General features: G+C 54.7%; 13 protein-coding genes and 1 pseudogene. 7 read left to right on the top strand and 7 right to left on the bottom strand.

Features of this window, described 5'->3' with window-relative positions:
* Window positions 1-46: 46 nt before the first annotated feature.
* Entirely contained in the window at window positions 47-1429 is a 1383-nt protein-coding gene (locus KK078_RS20385; RefSeq protein ID WP_254092160.1) for an ATP-binding cassette domain-containing protein, read from the bottom strand.
* Window positions 1430-1590: 161 nt separating this feature from the next.
* Here KK078_RS20385 and KK078_RS20380 point away from each other — a divergent pair, with 161 nt between their 5' ends.
* Window positions 1591-1815 carry a hypothetical protein gene (locus KK078_RS20380; protein WP_254092159.1) on the top strand — a complete coding sequence of 75 codons (225 nt, stop codon included), beginning with the start codon at window positions 1591-1593 and terminating at the stop codon, window positions 1813-1815.
* Window positions 1816-1840: 25 nt separating this feature from the next.
* On the top strand, window positions 1841-2395 hold the full coding sequence (msrB, locus tag KK078_RS20375) for a peptide-methionine (R)-S-oxide reductase MsrB (protein ID WP_254092158.1): 555 nt from the start codon (window positions 1841-1843) through the stop codon (window positions 2393-2395).
* 8 nt (window positions 2396-2403) lie between these two features.
* Here msrB and KK078_RS20370 read toward each other — a convergent pair whose 3' ends face one another.
* Complete coding sequence (locus KK078_RS20370) at window positions 2404-3498, bottom strand: hypothetical protein (protein ID WP_254092157.1); 1095 nt, start codon at window positions 3496-3498, stop codon at window positions 2404-2406.
* 265 nt (window positions 3499-3763) lie between these two features.
* Between KK078_RS20370 and KK078_RS20365 the strand changes: the two genes are divergently transcribed.
* Complete coding sequence (locus KK078_RS20365; protein ID WP_254092156.1) at window positions 3764-4408, top strand: GyrI-like domain-containing protein; 645 nt, start codon at window positions 3764-3766, stop codon at window positions 4406-4408.
* A 3-nt stretch (window positions 4409-4411) separates the two neighbouring features.
* On the opposite strand, the gene KK078_RS20360 is transcribed toward KK078_RS20365, so the two are convergent.
* From KK078_RS20360 to KK078_RS20350, 3 genes are all read right to left on the bottom strand, one after another.
* Entirely contained in the window at window positions 4412-5998 is a 1587-nt protein-coding gene (locus tag KK078_RS20360) for a Na+/H+ antiporter (RefSeq protein ID WP_254092155.1), read from the bottom strand.
* 100 nt (window positions 5999-6098) lie between these two features.
* A complete protein-coding gene (locus KK078_RS20355; protein WP_254092154.1) occupies window positions 6099-7025 on the bottom strand; it encodes an NAD-dependent epimerase/dehydratase family protein in 927 nt (308 codons plus the stop codon).
* 28 nt (window positions 7026-7053) lie between these two features.
* Window positions 7054-7710 carry a phosphoadenylyl-sulfate reductase gene (locus tag KK078_RS20350; RefSeq protein WP_254092153.1) on the bottom strand — a complete coding sequence of 219 codons (657 nt, stop codon included), beginning with the start codon at window positions 7708-7710 and terminating at the stop codon, window positions 7054-7056.
* Window positions 7711-8146: 436 nt separating this feature from the next.
* Between KK078_RS20350 and KK078_RS20345 the strand changes: the two genes are divergently transcribed.
* The 4 genes and pseudogenes from KK078_RS20345 to KK078_RS20330 all read left to right on the top strand — a co-directional run.
* Window positions 8147-8557 (top strand): 6-pyruvoyl trahydropterin synthase family protein, encoded by a 411-nt coding sequence (locus tag KK078_RS20345; RefSeq protein ID WP_254092152.1) that lies wholly within the window; start codon window positions 8147-8149, stop codon window positions 8555-8557.
* Window positions 8517-9209: a GTP cyclohydrolase I FolE gene (gene folE, locus KK078_RS20340; protein ID WP_254092151.1), complete on the top strand. Its 693-nt coding sequence runs from the start codon at window positions 8517-8519 to the stop codon at window positions 9207-9209. Before KK078_RS20345 ends, folE begins: the two co-directional genes overlap by 41 nt.
* Window positions 9210-9295: 86 nt before the next feature.
* Complete coding sequence (locus tag KK078_RS20335) at window positions 9296-9814, top strand: MarR family winged helix-turn-helix transcriptional regulator (protein ID WP_254092150.1); 519 nt, start codon at window positions 9296-9298, stop codon at window positions 9812-9814.
* Between the two features lie 25 nt (window positions 9815-9839).
* A pseudogene (locus KK078_RS20330) lies at window positions 9840-12092 on the top strand (aconitate hydratase); the annotation flags it as partial.
* Window positions 12093-12686: 594 nt separating this feature from the next.
* On the opposite strand, the gene KK078_RS20325 reads toward KK078_RS20330, so the two are convergent.
* Both KK078_RS20325 and KK078_RS20320 read right to left on the bottom strand, forming a co-directional pair.
* A complete protein-coding gene (locus KK078_RS20325) occupies window positions 12687-13919 on the bottom strand; it encodes a PepSY-associated TM helix domain-containing protein (RefSeq protein WP_254092149.1) in 1233 nt (410 codons plus the stop codon).
* Between the two features lie 345 nt (window positions 13920-14264).
* On the bottom strand, window positions 14265-14737 hold a 473-nt coding region (locus KK078_RS20320), incomplete at its 5' end, for a GntR family transcriptional regulator (protein ID WP_254092148.1).

Here is a 14737-nt window from a genome sequence, read left to right as displayed (position 1 = left end):
CATTTTAAATACATAAAGCGGTCGGCAAAAGTTCAAGGGGGGCATTTCACGCCAGTACCAACCGCTGCTGCGTCCAGCGAGCGATGTCGTCTTCGTAGTGGGTAATGAGCACCAGCGTCGTATCGGGATGCAGATGCTCGTGCAGGTAGTCGTTCAGGCGCTCTTTATTGGCCGCATCCAGGAACTGGTAGGGCTCATCCAGCAGCAGCAGCTCCCGGCCCGACACCAGGCTGCTGATTATGAGCATGACCTGCAACTGTCCCGACGACAGGGTCTTTACCGGATGGCCGATAAAGTCCTGTGCTTGAAAATGTTCGATGGCATGGGTTAACGCTTGCCGGTTCAACTGCCGGTGTTGGTTTGCTATCCAGGTGCGGGCTGTTTCGGGCCGGTACTGCGGCGCCAGGTAGCTGATCAACTCCGGCCCGAAGTAATTAATGCGGTTTTTAATATCCCAGATGGACTCGCCACTGCCACGGCGCTTGCCAAACAAAAAGACCGGCTGACTATAGGCCATGGGGTGGTCGGCAAAGATGAGGCTGAACAACGTTGTCTTGCCCGAGCCGTTGCGGCCCGTCAACGCCCAGCGCTCGCCCTGCCGGATGGTCCAATGAAAATCTTCGAGGATCGTGCGGCTGCCATAGCGGATGGCGACACCCTTCATCTCGACGATGGGCGTGCCGTCCTGAAGGGGCTTGGCCGGTGCCGGTGTGACTGGTGCCGGCCAGGGCGACGGCTGCACCGGTTCGATCGCCTTTACGGTGCCGGCGGCCAGTACCAGGCGGCGGTTAATCGCCGCGGGCAGGTGGTGGCCATGGTCGGTCATGACCAGCGTGATGCCCTGCTGCCGGGCCAGGTGGTCCAGGAAGGCGGCCAGATCGGCACGGCTTGCGGGGTCAAGGCCTTCGAAGGGATAATCAACCAGCAGCACACGGGGCAACCCGCGCAGCAGTTGCTGTAAAATAACAACCTTTTTCAGCTGCCCGTTTGACAGCCGCGTCACGTCTATTTCCAGCAACGATGCTATGTTAAATGTAGCAGGCATACCGAGCGCCTCAAACGCATCGGCTTCCACCCCGAGAATGTCTTTGACGCGGGGCACGCGCTCGTCGCCCATGGAGTAATAGCGCTGCTGGTAGAACATGTCGTGTTGCTGCAAAAAGACCTGCAGGGCATGCGCGGGAATATAGTGTATATGTTGTTTACGCAGCGCAAACCGTTCGTCCCAGGTGGTACCCTGTACAAAGTCGTAGACCACTTCGCCGGCCGTGGCGTGTACGTGTCCTGCCAGCAGCTCGAGCAGCCAGGTCTTACCGCTGCCGTTCGCGCCGGTAATTACCCAATGCTCGCCAGCCGTTATGCGCCAGGTTATGTCTTTCAGCAACGGTAGTCCCGCCCGCCGCACGCTCACTTGCTTCACCTCGATCATGCCGCAAGAAAACAAAAAGTATACAGCCGGTCAGCGCCGGTGCTGTAACAATTCCTTACGAACACCTGTATTTCCGATTATGTAAAAGGGATTTTTCCCCGTAGTGCAATATTCTTGAAAAATAGTACCTTGCTGTATAATGCCGTTATCCGGAATGTTTTATGGAGCAAGAAAAACTAGAGTTCTTTAAGCTGGACGAGATCGACCGTAAAGTGTTGTTATGGCTCTTGTCGCACGTCCCGCAAAAATCGGTGATCGCCTGGCTGGAGTACATCGCCGTTCAATACAAGCAGGAAAAATCCATCCTTATCGACATCGACAAGGTCTACGCCGAAGTGGAAGAGTCTACCGGGAATCAAAAACCAAACGAGCGTGTTTTAACGTAGATCATTACGTCTAAACCAGCACGCCATGCACGCATTTGCTTTTGTTCTGCTTACCGCTGCCACTCTGGTAGCCTGCCACCCGGCGACCGACCGCCCGGAAACCACTGCGGCCGTATTAACATCGGCCCCCGCCGTACAAGACACCACCGGCAAGATCATCCGCACCGACGCCGAGTGGAAAGCCATGCTTACCCCCCAGCAATACAACGTTCTGCGCAAGAAAGGAACGGATATGCCCTTTACAGGCAAGTATACCAACACCCGCGAGAAAGGTACGTATTACTGTTCCGGCTGCGGGCAGGCGCTTTTTACATCGGACATGAAGTTTGCGTCGGAGTGCGGCTGGCCCAGCTTTGACCGTGAGCTGGCCGGCGACCGTATCACTACGGTGGTAGATCGCAGCCACGGTATGGTCCGCACCGAGATCTTGTGCGCGCGCTGTGGCTCACACCTGGGCCACTTATTTGACGACGGGCCGACCCTTACCGGCCAGCGCTATTGCGTAAACTCTACGTCCCTGGAATTTAAGAAAGCCGACGACGCCAAAGCCGAGAAGGCCGCGCAGCCGAAAAAACCGTGATACACGGGCTAGTCGCGGGCGGCTTCCAGGCCGCCTTCGGGTGAATAGGTAAAGGAATAGCTCCGCAGTGCCAACAGCGGGGCCGCACCTTCTTGGGGCGCTTGCATTTCGTACTGAACGACCAGCTCGACGTTGTATTCATCTCCCTGCTGGTGCAACCAATCCATGTGTACAATGTGGCTGGATGTGATCGGCCGCGACGAGAGCGGCATGGGAATGGACCAGCTTTCGGCCACCAACGTATTGCCGCCTTCGCCCATGGGGCTATGCAACATAAATAATGTGTAGTCGGCAATGCCCGACATGCCCAGGGCCAGGTATACCTTTTGGTCTCCTACCGTTTTTTCGTCGAGGTAATCTTTATCCAGGGGGTCGACAAAGATGGCTTTTTCGATGGCGGCGAGTACCGGTTTGCCCGTTTCGACCGTCACCATCGACTCGGCATATTCCAGGGGTACCTCTTCGGTATAATTTTCTTCCTGCCCGTTCATCTGCATCAGATTGCTCTGGATCGCCGCAAAGGTGCCGGCTTCGGTTACACGGCAGGTCACCTTATACTCCGTTTCCTCCTCCATACTCAGGCCGGCGACTTCCTTTATGCCAAATTCAGTCGGGCTCTCGATCCAATACGCACGATGGTGATGGGCATCGTCGACACCTACCATGAGGTTGTCGATCAGTTTACCCCGGGCATCGGTGGTGAATAAAACATCGTATTGATCGGGATGGTCGCCGCCACCACGGAGCTCTTCGCGCAACAGGTAAAGTGAGTAACGTGCGGTACTGTCGATCCGCATCACAAAGGTATTCGCATGTTTGGAGGAGGCATAGCGCACGACGGTGTCCTGCTGAAGCCGCATCATGGGGGCATAGGCCGGGTCGATGGCAATCGGAAGTTTGAAAGGAACGTTGTCAAACACGTGGTGCTCCAGGCATTGGTGTTCGGTATTGGCGTTTGCGTCGTCGGCAAATTCGATCTCTTCGCCATGGGTGGGCCACACGAGCGCCGGGTAGCGCGTCTCTTCGAGACAACGGGCTTGCCATTCGCAGGCCGTTAATAGCATAGCGGTCAAGACCACCGATACCGGCAGAGGTCCATTCATACGTTTAGGTTTCGACACTAAGATAGACGTTATCGCGTTTTTTCACTTTCCCTAAGACCTTTTTTTTGCGTACTCGCTACCGGTAACGCTCCATCCAACTCCCCCTTTATGGGGGATTCAACAACTGTATATTCCGGCATCCGAAGGCCAAACGCTTCCTGGCACTGAAAAAAATGGAATTCTGATCTGATTTTCACAGGTTCTGCTGACATAGGGTTGACGGCAGGGTGTCGCACTTTTGGGTACACCTTAAAACGCAAACCCGATGACAATCACCTCCACGAAGACTTCTTCCAAGCTCGACCTGACTAAGCGCTATAAATCGTATTACTCCGCCTCCAACACCCCGGAAGTGCTGACACTGGAGGAGGCACACTACTTGTCACTCACAGGCCAGGGGGACCCTAACGGCGACGATTTCAAAGCCGGTATACAGGCCGTGTTTCCCGTAGCCTACGGCATCAAGTTCCTGTGCAAATCACGCGGGAAGGACTTTACCGTACCCAAGCTGGAAGCCCAGTGGTGGTTCGACAAACGCTATGCTGGGGTCTCCATGGCCGAGGCGCCACGCCAGATCCCACGCGCAGCATGGCAGTGGCGGCTGCTGATCCGCATGCCGGACTTTGTTACCGCCGAGGTCGTGGCATCGGTGCGCAAAGCCGTACTGGAAAAAAAGAAGCAACCCTTGATCGCCGAGGTCTGCTATTATACGCTGAACGAAGGCAAGGTCGTGCAAATGCTACACAACGGGCCCTTTGATCGCGAACCCGAATCGCTGCAGATCATGCAGGAATTCATGCAGGCGCATAACCTGAAGCATGCGGGCGATCACCACGAAATATACCTGTCTGATTTTACGAAAGTAGCGCCCGCGAAATTCAGGACGATCTTGCGGGAGCCTGTGCAATGACACTTACGCGAGATCGCGTTCGAGGATAAGACGGGTCTCTTCCAGGTCCAGCTCGTACTCCATCTTGCGCAAGATCTCGTCGCTGATCTTACCGTCGTGTCGCAGCCGGATCATGTCCCGCCGCTCCTTCTCCAGCAGCTCCTGCTGAATGCGGTGGAACTCGCGGATCTGGTCTTCTGTCATGCGGCGTTGCGGCTCGTCTTTGCGCAGCCGCTCGATGCGGATCTCGTACTTCGACTTTACCTGGCTAAGCACGGCGTCGCTTAGCTCGAGCGCATAGTTTTCTTCGATGTGCTCGATGACCGAGGCGGCAATCTTCAGGCGTGCGCGTTGCTCGTCCTCGTAATCCTTATCATCCGGCTTCAGGCCAAAGAGCTTGATCATGGGGCGGAGCGTGAGGCCCTGCAAAACCAATGTCGAGAAGATCACGCAGAAGGTCAGGAAGATGATCAGGTTGCGATGGGGGAACGCGACACCGTCGCCGATCACCAACGGCAGTGCCAGCGCCGCCGCCAGGGAAACAACCCCGCGCATACCCGACCAGGCAATGATCGTCGTGAGGCGCACATCGGGTTCCGGTTCCTGTTCGCGGATATGCCTGAACAAGATGCGTGGCAGGTACGTACTCGGGTACACCCAGATGATGCGGCCGATGATCACCGCCACGCTGATGAGCACGGCATACTTCCAGGCCCAGAAGGCGTAGTCGCCCATGGACCGGATGATCTCCGGCAGCTGTAAGCCGATGAGGATAAAAATGATACCGTTCAGGATGAAGAGCACGGTATTCCAGGAGCTGTTGGCCTGCATGCGTGTTTGCTGCGAGAACATTTCGCTGGAGCTCCGCCCCAGCATCAGCCCGGCCGTTACCACCGACAATACGCCCGACACGTGCACCGCTTCCGCCAACAGGTATGCTACAAAGGGCGCCAGAAAGGTCAGCACCGTATCGGTCGTAGGATTGCTGGGCGTGATGTTGTGGATCCACTTAAAGAGCCAGCCCAGTGCCAGCCCCAAGCCGATACCCCCTGCGGCTACCAGCAAAAATTGAAAGCCGGCTTCCCACAGGCTGAAGGCTCCGGTGACAACGGCGACCACGGCATAGCGGTAGGCGATCAGACCAGTGGCATCGTTCACCAGGCTTTCACCCTCCAGGATCGTGACGACGCGTTTGGGTATGGCCAGGCCTTTCGTGGCGGCCGTAGCGGCAACGGCATCGGGCGGGGAAATGATCGCCCCCAGCACAAACCCTTCGGCCCAGCCAAAGCCGGGAATAAATGTATGCGCTACCCAGGCCACGGCACAGGTGGTAAAGATCACGCAGCCGATGGCCAGCATCGTGATGGGACGCTTGGCTGCTTTAAAGTCGGGCCATGATGTGTTCCACGCCGCGGCATACAGCACGGGCGGCAGGAAGACCAGGAACGCCACATCAGGGTCGAGCGAGAGCACCGGCAGCCCCGGTACAAGCCCGATGCCGATACCGGCCAGTACCAACAGGATCGGATACGGTACCCGGATCTTATCGGTCACCTCGGCCAGGGCGGTGACAACGGCAAGCAAAATGATAACAGTAGCGATGTTTTGCATGCTATGGAATACGTTTTCTTTACCGGATGCCCCTCTCTACGGCTAAAAACAACCATAGAGGGACCAATCCGGTACCTTAGATATGAAAATTGTGTTGAATTTAAAAGCTGAATTTCGCCAGAAACTCTTCCAGCTCGGCTTTCAGAAGTCTTTCTTCACCGATGCCCAGGGCCGCATTGACCTCGGCGTTCGTCCGGATGTTCAGCTCATGCAACCGCAGGTGCTGGTTGATGAAGATAAACTCCAGCGGAGGCACCAATTCCTTCAGCATGTCGACAATGTCAAACACCCGCAAGGTGCGGTCTACCAGGTTATACGTGCCGCTGGCGAACGTTGTCGATGCCAGGTTGGCAAGGGCGTGCGCCACCTTGTCGATGTGTATAAAGGTACGCGACTGCTTACCGTCGCCCTGCACCGTGACACGTCCGTCGAAATTGGCTTCAAATACAAATTTATTGATAACGGAGTCGAACCGCATGCTTTTGCTGTAGCCATATACATTGCCGCAGCGCATGATGTAAGTGTCCATGCGCGATGCCAGCCGGCGCACGTGCTCTTCACCGCGAAGCTTGGAGATCGCATATAATGACTGCGGGGCCGTGGCAGCGGTCTCATCGACCGGTTGGCCGGTGGACGGGCCATAGACGCCGGTACTGCTGGTGTAAATAAAACGCTTGACGGTAGCGCTCTCTTCTACGGCGTATACCAGCTCGGCAGTGCCCCAATGGTTCACCTGCTCGTACACGTGGGCATCGGTATTGGCCAGCGGCGTGGTAACCTTAGCGGCCAGGTGGTAGACCACATCCACACCTTTCAACACTTTGCGCAGGCCGCGCGAGTCGAGCAGCTCGCCTTTAACAAACGATACCTTGCTGTGATTCTGCAACCGCAGGCCCAGGAACACATTATAGTTGGGTCTGCTCAGGTTGTCGTAAACAATAACGCTTTCTATTTCAGGCTTGGCTATCAGGGCACTGATCAACTCCGTGCCGATATACCCGGCGCCGCCGGTAATTAATACTTTCATTAGGCTAGATACTGTGTGTGGTGGTTGGTTATTTGCTGATCAGGTCTGTGTGCAGGCCGCATTCTACTTTGTTCATGCCGAACCAACGCGCTTCGCGTTCCTGCATTTCAGGATCTAATTTACGGGTACAAGGCTCACACCCGATGCTGACGTATCCTTTTTCTTCCAGGGGGTGCTTGGGCAGCTGATATTCCTTCTGATACTGCCAGATCATCTTGGCGTTCCAGTCCAGCATGGGATGAAACCGGATACAGCCGTGCTTGGCCGGCTGCTCTACCTTCATCGCGGCGCGCACCGCGCTTTGGTCGGCGCGCACACCGTTGATCCAGACATCGTGGGACATGAGGATGGCATCCGTGGGCTGAGTCTTGTTGAGGTAGCAGCAATGGTCGGGGTCGGAGGTAAAGAGCAGGCGCCCTTCGGGGTCGCGCTGCATGAACTTGGGCACGTCCGACTTCAGGTCGACGATGTTGAGCCCGAACTGCTCGCCAATATAGTCGCGAAACGACACCGTTTCGGGAAAATGGAAGCCGGTGTTAATAAAATAAACCGGTATGCTTTTGTCAATCCGGCTCAGGATGTGCAGCAACACGAGGCTATGCGACTGGAACGATGATGTGGTGAACAACTTCTTTCCGTCTGCCTGATACGCCCCGATCTTGGTCTTTATCTCCTCAAAGTTCATGGCAATCTACCCGTTCAAATAATCCATTTAACTATTTAACAATCAATTCATCAACTGAATAGTAGTGAATAGATACTTCAATTATTATATTCACTGCCAGTTACGAACCCTAACCCCACGCGTCTTGAATTCGAAATATCGTGTTCTTTTGGCACTATTGCTCAGTTTACTGGCAATTTGTGGCCAGGCTGTATTTGGGCAAACCATCAATCCTACCCAAATAGTTCATCCCCGTACCCAGCAATCTGTTGTCGCTCCCCTTTCATCACAGCCCTAACAAGTGATCGCTCCGTGGGGAGCTGATCCTTTACGTGCCTGACTTGTTACCAGGCGAAGACGTATACTCCAAAGCGTACGAAGCGCGTAGCCCGTGCGATGGGGCAGGTTTTACACACCCGATTGAACCATTCTTCGGGAATCCTGTTTACCTTTACGCATGAAGATAAAGGTATCGCGCAAGGAGCACTTTAACGCAGCACACCGTCTTTTCAACGAGGCCTGGTCCGACGAGCAAAATCAACGGGTCTTCGGCAAATGCAACAACCCGAACTATCATGGTCATAATTACGAGCTGATCGTGAGCCTTGTCGGCGAGCCCGACCCCGAGACCGGGTATGTATACGACCTCAAAGCGCTGAGCGACCTGATCCAGCAACATGTCCTGCGCAAGTTTGACCACCGCAACCTGAACCTGGACGTAGCCGAGTTTACGGGCATCAATCCCACCGCTGAGAACATTGCCCTCGTTATCTGGAAGATCCTGCGTGCCCTGATAGATCCTAAATTTGACCTGAAAATTACCCTGTATGAGACCGAACGAAACTTCGTCGAATTCCCAGCCGAATAAGCTCAACGACGACGAATTTGGCGACGACCACGTGGCCTCTTCATCCTTCGAAACGCCGATGCGGGCCGACGCCTTCGACCTGGACGACGAAGAGAAGATCACGCGCATCGAGGGGCACTTCCGCGAGATCATGAACATCCTCGGCCTCGACCTGAACGACGACAGTCTGCAGGGCACACCCCGCCGCGTGGCCAAGATGTACGTCAAGGAAGTGTTTGCGGGCCTCAACCCCAAGAACCGGCCACATGCCCGGCTCTTCGATAACAAGTATAACTACGACCAGATGCTGGTCGAAAAGGATATTACATTCTACTCGCACTGCGAGCATCACTTTGTGCCCATCTACGGCAAGGCCCATGTGGCGTATTTTTCACATGGCAAGGTGATCGGCCTCTCGAAGATCAACCGCATAGTACAATACTTTTCCAAGCGGCCGCAGGTGCAGGAGCGTCTGACGGTGCAGATCGGCAAGGAGATCGAGCGCGTACTGCACACGCAGGACGTGGGCGTGGTGATCGACGCCAACCACATGTGTGTGGCCTCCCGGGGCGTGGGCGACACCAATAGCAAGACCGGTACGGCTTATTTTTCCGGTAAGTTCAACGACGAGAACATAAAAAGAGAGTTTCTAAATTACATCAACAGCAAGTGATAGCATCCCTATTATTTGGGTAACATGCACGTGATAATAAATAAATGGCTAATTTGGCACCGCAAACCAGATCGGCTATTTGGCTTATGTCCCTTGAACAAGACATCCATCAAAAGGACTTCCGAAGCGAATATCACAAGGCTGTTCTTAATTTGATGTACACGCACAACTACCTGTTGGATGGCATGAATGGCGTGTTTAAGAAACATGACATCACGCGGCAGCAGTACAACGTGCTGCGTATCCTGCGTGGCCAGCACCCGGGGCATGCGTCGATCAATCTCATCAAAGACCGGATGATCGACAAGATGCCCGACACTTCCCGTATCGTTGAACGCCTCCGGCTAAAGGGATATCTGACACGTGTATACTGTGCAACGGACAAGCGCAGCGTAGAAGTGACGATCACGCAGGAAGGACTCGATGCGCTGACGCGGATGCAGGACGAGGTCATCGCGATCGAAAACCTGCTGAACGCCCTGACCGAAGACGAAACCCGTCAGCTGAATATGTTGTTAGAGAAGGTGCGAAGCGGTAAAACACATCCGCAAACGCGTGCGTCGGACTCTGACACCCCCTCTGATAAGAAAATATTACTACTTTAGCGTCTCTTTTTAACCTTTTAACAATATGGTATTCGATTTAGACATGATCAAAGCCTTGTACGACAAGATGCCTTCCCGCATCGCCAAGGCTCGAAAAGTTGTAAACCGCCCGCTCACCCTCTCCGAAAAAATACTTTACTCCCACCTCCACGAAGAACAAAAGCTGGAAAATTTTGGACGGGGCAAGTCGTACGTAGACTTTGCGCCAGACCGCGTAGCCATGCAGGATGCCACCGCCCAGATGGCGTTGCTGCAGTTTATGTCTGCCGGCCGGCCGAAGGTAGCGGTTCCTTCAACGGTACACTGTGATCACCTAATCGTCGCGAAAACAGGCGCGGCAGAAGACCTTACCAATGCAAACAACGAAAGCTCGGAAGTATTCAATTTCCTTTCTTCTGTTTCCAATAAATATGGCATCGGCTTTTGGCGGCCGGGGGCGGGCATCATTCACCAGGTGGTACTCGAGAACTACGCCTTCCCGGGCGGTATGATGATCGGTACCGATTCTCACACCGTAAACGCCGGCGGCCTCGGCATGGTGGCGATCGGTGTCGGTGGTGCGGATGCCGTAGACGTTATGTCGGGCATGGCGTGGGAATTGAAATTCCCCAAGCTGATCGGTATAAAACTGACCGGTAAACTGAGCGGCTGGGCATCGGCCAAGGATGTCATTTTGAAAGTGGCCGGTATCCTGACCGTAAAGGGCGGTACCGGGGCCATCGTCGAGTATTTCGGCGAAGGTGCCAAGTCACTGAGCTGTACCGGTAAAGGTACCATTTGTAACATGGGTGCCGAGATCGGCGCGACTACCTCTACCTTCGGATACGACGAGTCGATGGAGCGTTACCTTATCTCTACCAACCGTGCGGAAGTTGCCAAGCTGGCCAACAAAGTAAAAGAGCACCTCACTGCCGATGCAGAAGTATATGCCAACCCTGAGCAATACTTCGACCAGGTAGTGGAGATCAACCTGTCGGAGCTCGAGCCGCACCTGAACGGTCCGTTTACGCCCGACCTGGCTACCCCTATTTCGAAGATCAAAGAAGAAGCTGCGAAGAACGGCTGGCCTACCAAAGTGGAAGTAGGTCTGATCGGTTCTTGCACCAACTCTTCGTATGAAGATATTTCCCGCGCCGCCAGCCTGGCCCGCCAGGTGGCTGACAAAGGCCTGAAGACCAAGGCGGAGTTCACCATCACACCGGGTTCGGAAGTAGTGCGCTATACCATCGACCGCGACGGCTTTATCGACACCTTCGACCAGATCGGCGCCAAGGTATTTGCCAACGCCTGCGGTCCGTGTATCGGTATGTGGAGCCGCGTGGGTGCGGAAAAGAAAGAGAAGAACACCATCGTTCACTCGTTCAACCGGAACTTCCAGTCGCGGAACGACGGCAACCCCAACACGTTTGCCTTCGTAGCATCGCCCGAGCTGACAACAGCGCTGGCCATTGCCGGCGACCTGACGTTCAACCCCGCTACCGATTACCTCACCAACGAGCGCGGCGAGCAAGTAAAACTCGACCCTCCTACCGGCGACGAGCTGCCGAAGAAAGGTTTTGACGCTGAAGATCCGGGCTTTATCGCTCCGGCGAAAGATGGCAGCAAAGTAGTGGTAAAAGTGAGCGAATCATCTGACCGCCTGCAACTGCTGGCTCCGTTCAAACCCTGGGAAGGCTCCGACCTGAAAGGCCTGCGCCTGCTGATCAAAGCAAAAGGCAAGTGCACGACCGACCATATCTCCATGGCCGGCAAGTGGCTGAAATACCGCGGTCACCTCGACAACATTTCAAACAACCTGCTGATCGGCGCCACCAACTTCTACAACGAGAAGATCAACAGCGTGAAGAATGCGCTCTCCGATTCATACGACGAAGTACCCAACGTGCAGCGTGCCTACAAGGCACAAGGCCTTGGCTCGATCGTGGTCGGTGACGAAAACTATGGCGAGGGTTCATCCCGTGAGCACGCCGCCATGGAGCCGCGCCACCTGGGCGTACGCGCCATCCTGGTGAAGTCGTTTGCCCGGATCCACGAAACCAACCTGAAGAAGCAGGGTATGCTCGCGCTTACCTTTGCCAACAAGGAAGACTACAACAAGATCAAGGAAGACGACACGTTCGACATCGTAGGCCTGACGTCGTTTGCCCCGGAAGTACCGCTCACGCTGGTGATCCGTCACAACGATGGCACCGAAGAGTCGATCCAGGTGAACCACACCTACAACGCCAACCAGATCGAGTGGTTCAAAGCCGGTTCGGCGCTGAACCTGATGGCGGCAAAATTTGCCAAAGAAGCGAAGAAGCCGGCCGCTGCTGCGCCGAAGAAAGCAGCTGCTCCTAAAAAGGCTGTTAAAGCTGTCGCCAAAGTGGCCAAAGGTGTAGCAAAAGCAGTGAAGACGGTAGCGAAGGTGGTGAAGAGCGTAACCAAAGCAGCGCCCAAGAAAGCGGCCAAAAAGGTTGCTTCGAAGAAAGCTGTGAAAACGGTGGCGAAGAAAGCTGCTCCTAAGAAAGTAGTAAAGACCGTAGCGAAAAAAGCTGCGCCGAAGAAGGCAGTAAAGGCAGTCGCTAAGAAGGTGGTGAAAAAAGCCGCTCCTAAAAAAGTGGTGAAGAAAGTAGCCCCGAAAAAAGCCGCTCCTAAAAAAGTGGTCAAGAAAGTAGCCCCGAAAAAAGTAGTCGCTAAAAAGGCTGTGAAAAGCGCCCCGAAAAAAGCGGCGAAGAAAGTAGCGAAGAAGAGACGGTAATCCGCTCCTATGATCGAATACACAGACGGCTGCTTGAACGAGCAGCCGTTTTTTTTGTCGTCTCCCCTACATACACGGCAAAGGTGTGCGGCGTAACGGCCGGCTAATGAAAAGGATACAGGAGAAGTAATGCTATTTATTGGCGGCGACAACAGGCCTGCGCATCACCGGTGCCACGCGTTTAACCGCGACGGGCTTGCGTGCAAGCTCTGTGTTCGTTTCGTCTTCCAGCTCGCTGCCCTTCTTCTTGCGGCGACCCCACCAGATATAAAACCCGGTAACGGGCAGGCTGGCGCACAACAGGCTGGCGCAGAAAGCCAACACTTTGCCGGCCAGGCCCAGCACCGCGCCTACGTGAATGTCATAGTTCATCCGCATCAGTTTGTCGGCGGCAGCAGCATCTTTAAACCGGCCGTAGATGTGGTCTACTGAAAGCTCCTTCAGGGAATACTGGTCGAAGTAAATGTTGTCGTTTTGCCAGTAGGTGCCGTCGTCCGGGTTAACCCCTACGGCAATCGGCGACGACGCTGTTTCGGGGACGTGTACTTCCAGTACGGCCGCGCCGGGACACTCGGCCGACATACGGCGCCAGATCTTGTCGATGGCGGGCTCGTCAAACGAGGCCACGTACGTGGTGTCCGACACCGGCTCGGTATACATCAGGGATTTTTGCCCCCCCGTTACCGCATACAGACCTTCGGCAAACCAGGTGAAGCCCCATACCAGTCCGGTGGTAGCAAAAATGATCCCGAGCCACGATACATAGAAGCCCAGCACGTTGTGCAGGTCGTAGTTCTTCCGGCGCCAGCGGGCATTCCACTTGATCGTAAACCGCTGCTTCGCGGCAGCCTTGTTACGCGGCCACCACAGGATGATGCCCGAGATGAGCATGAAGAAAAACACCAGCGTAGCCGATGCCACGATGGGCTGACCGATCTCGTGGGGCAGCCACAGGTAAAAGTGGCCGTCCAGAATGAACGGGAAGAAACCCTCCTCTTCGTTGGAGAGCTTCAGCACCTCGCCCGTATACGGATTGAGGTATGCGATATGATAATCTACCGGGTCCGGATGATAAAAGATCACTTCCGCGGCCTTTCCGGGTTTTCCATACAACACGGCGTGCAGGTGTTTGCCGGGCAGGGCCGCCAGAGCGATGTCTTTCAGCTGCGACGGCGGCAGATAAGGTTTGTTCTGGATCGTTACAAACCGATGCGGCTCGGTCAGGTTGCGGATCTCCGCCTGGAAGGCATAGAGACACCCCGTGATGGCAATGATAAAAACGATGATGCCCGAAACGAGTCCCAACCATAGGTGAAGCTTGCCGATGACTTTTTTGAATAGTGTCGAAAGCTTCTTTTCTGCCATAATTCCGCGGTTTGTAGATCTATCTGGATGTGATCTAAATACTAATAACCGCAAATCTAGGCGCGGAAAGCCTATTGTCCTATCGCCCCGGGGGGTTAAAACGTATACCCTTTACAGGGTAGATAAGCAGCACGAGAGCGAGTGTGGAAGTGAAGTACAGGTTATGGACAAGGAGGCCATCCTTATAGCAAGGCTATACCCATGCTTATAGCATCCTTATAGCAAACATATAGATACCTTAATGTAAGCTTATAGTGAGTATAGTAAAATGAAATTTGCGACGCTGTTGCAAATAAATGACCAGAGCGGAATTTGCAGCCCCGGGGTGCCGGTCCTGGCAGTGGATCAGCGTCTGATGTCGATTTCGTAGGTAAAGCTGTCGCCGCGATAATAGCCCAGGTTGTATTCTACCGGCCGGTTGCCGGGATCACATACGATGCGCTTGCGGAACAATACGGCGTCGCCCTTCTTCAGCCCGAGCTTTTTGGCGATCTCTGCTTTGGCCGACACGGCGCTGATCTTTTCCCGGGAGATGGAGGGTATGGTATGATAGTCCTGCTCCATGATCTCGTACAGGTGCCGGGAAAAGTCTTCTTTGCCGGTGAAGCCCACGCGCGGATGGAAATACGAGATGAAGTATACAAACGGGCCGGTGCCGGTGCCCCGCAGGCGCTCCAGCCGCAGCACACGCTTTTCCTGCTCGATGCCCAGGCTCAGGGCCACGTCTTCGTCGGCATTGACCCAGGACACCTTGATGCTGTGATTGATCGATTCCACGCCCTGGTTGTGCATCTCGTCGCTAAAGCTCAACCAGTTGT

Source organism: Dawidia soli (assembly GCF_018598185.1).
Taxonomy (GTDB): domain Bacteria; phylum Bacteroidota; class Bacteroidia; order Cytophagales; family Cyclobacteriaceae; genus Ohtaekwangia; species Ohtaekwangia soli.
Note: the sequence above shows the minus strand (reverse complement) of the source record. Positions and strands in the feature narration are given on the sequence as shown.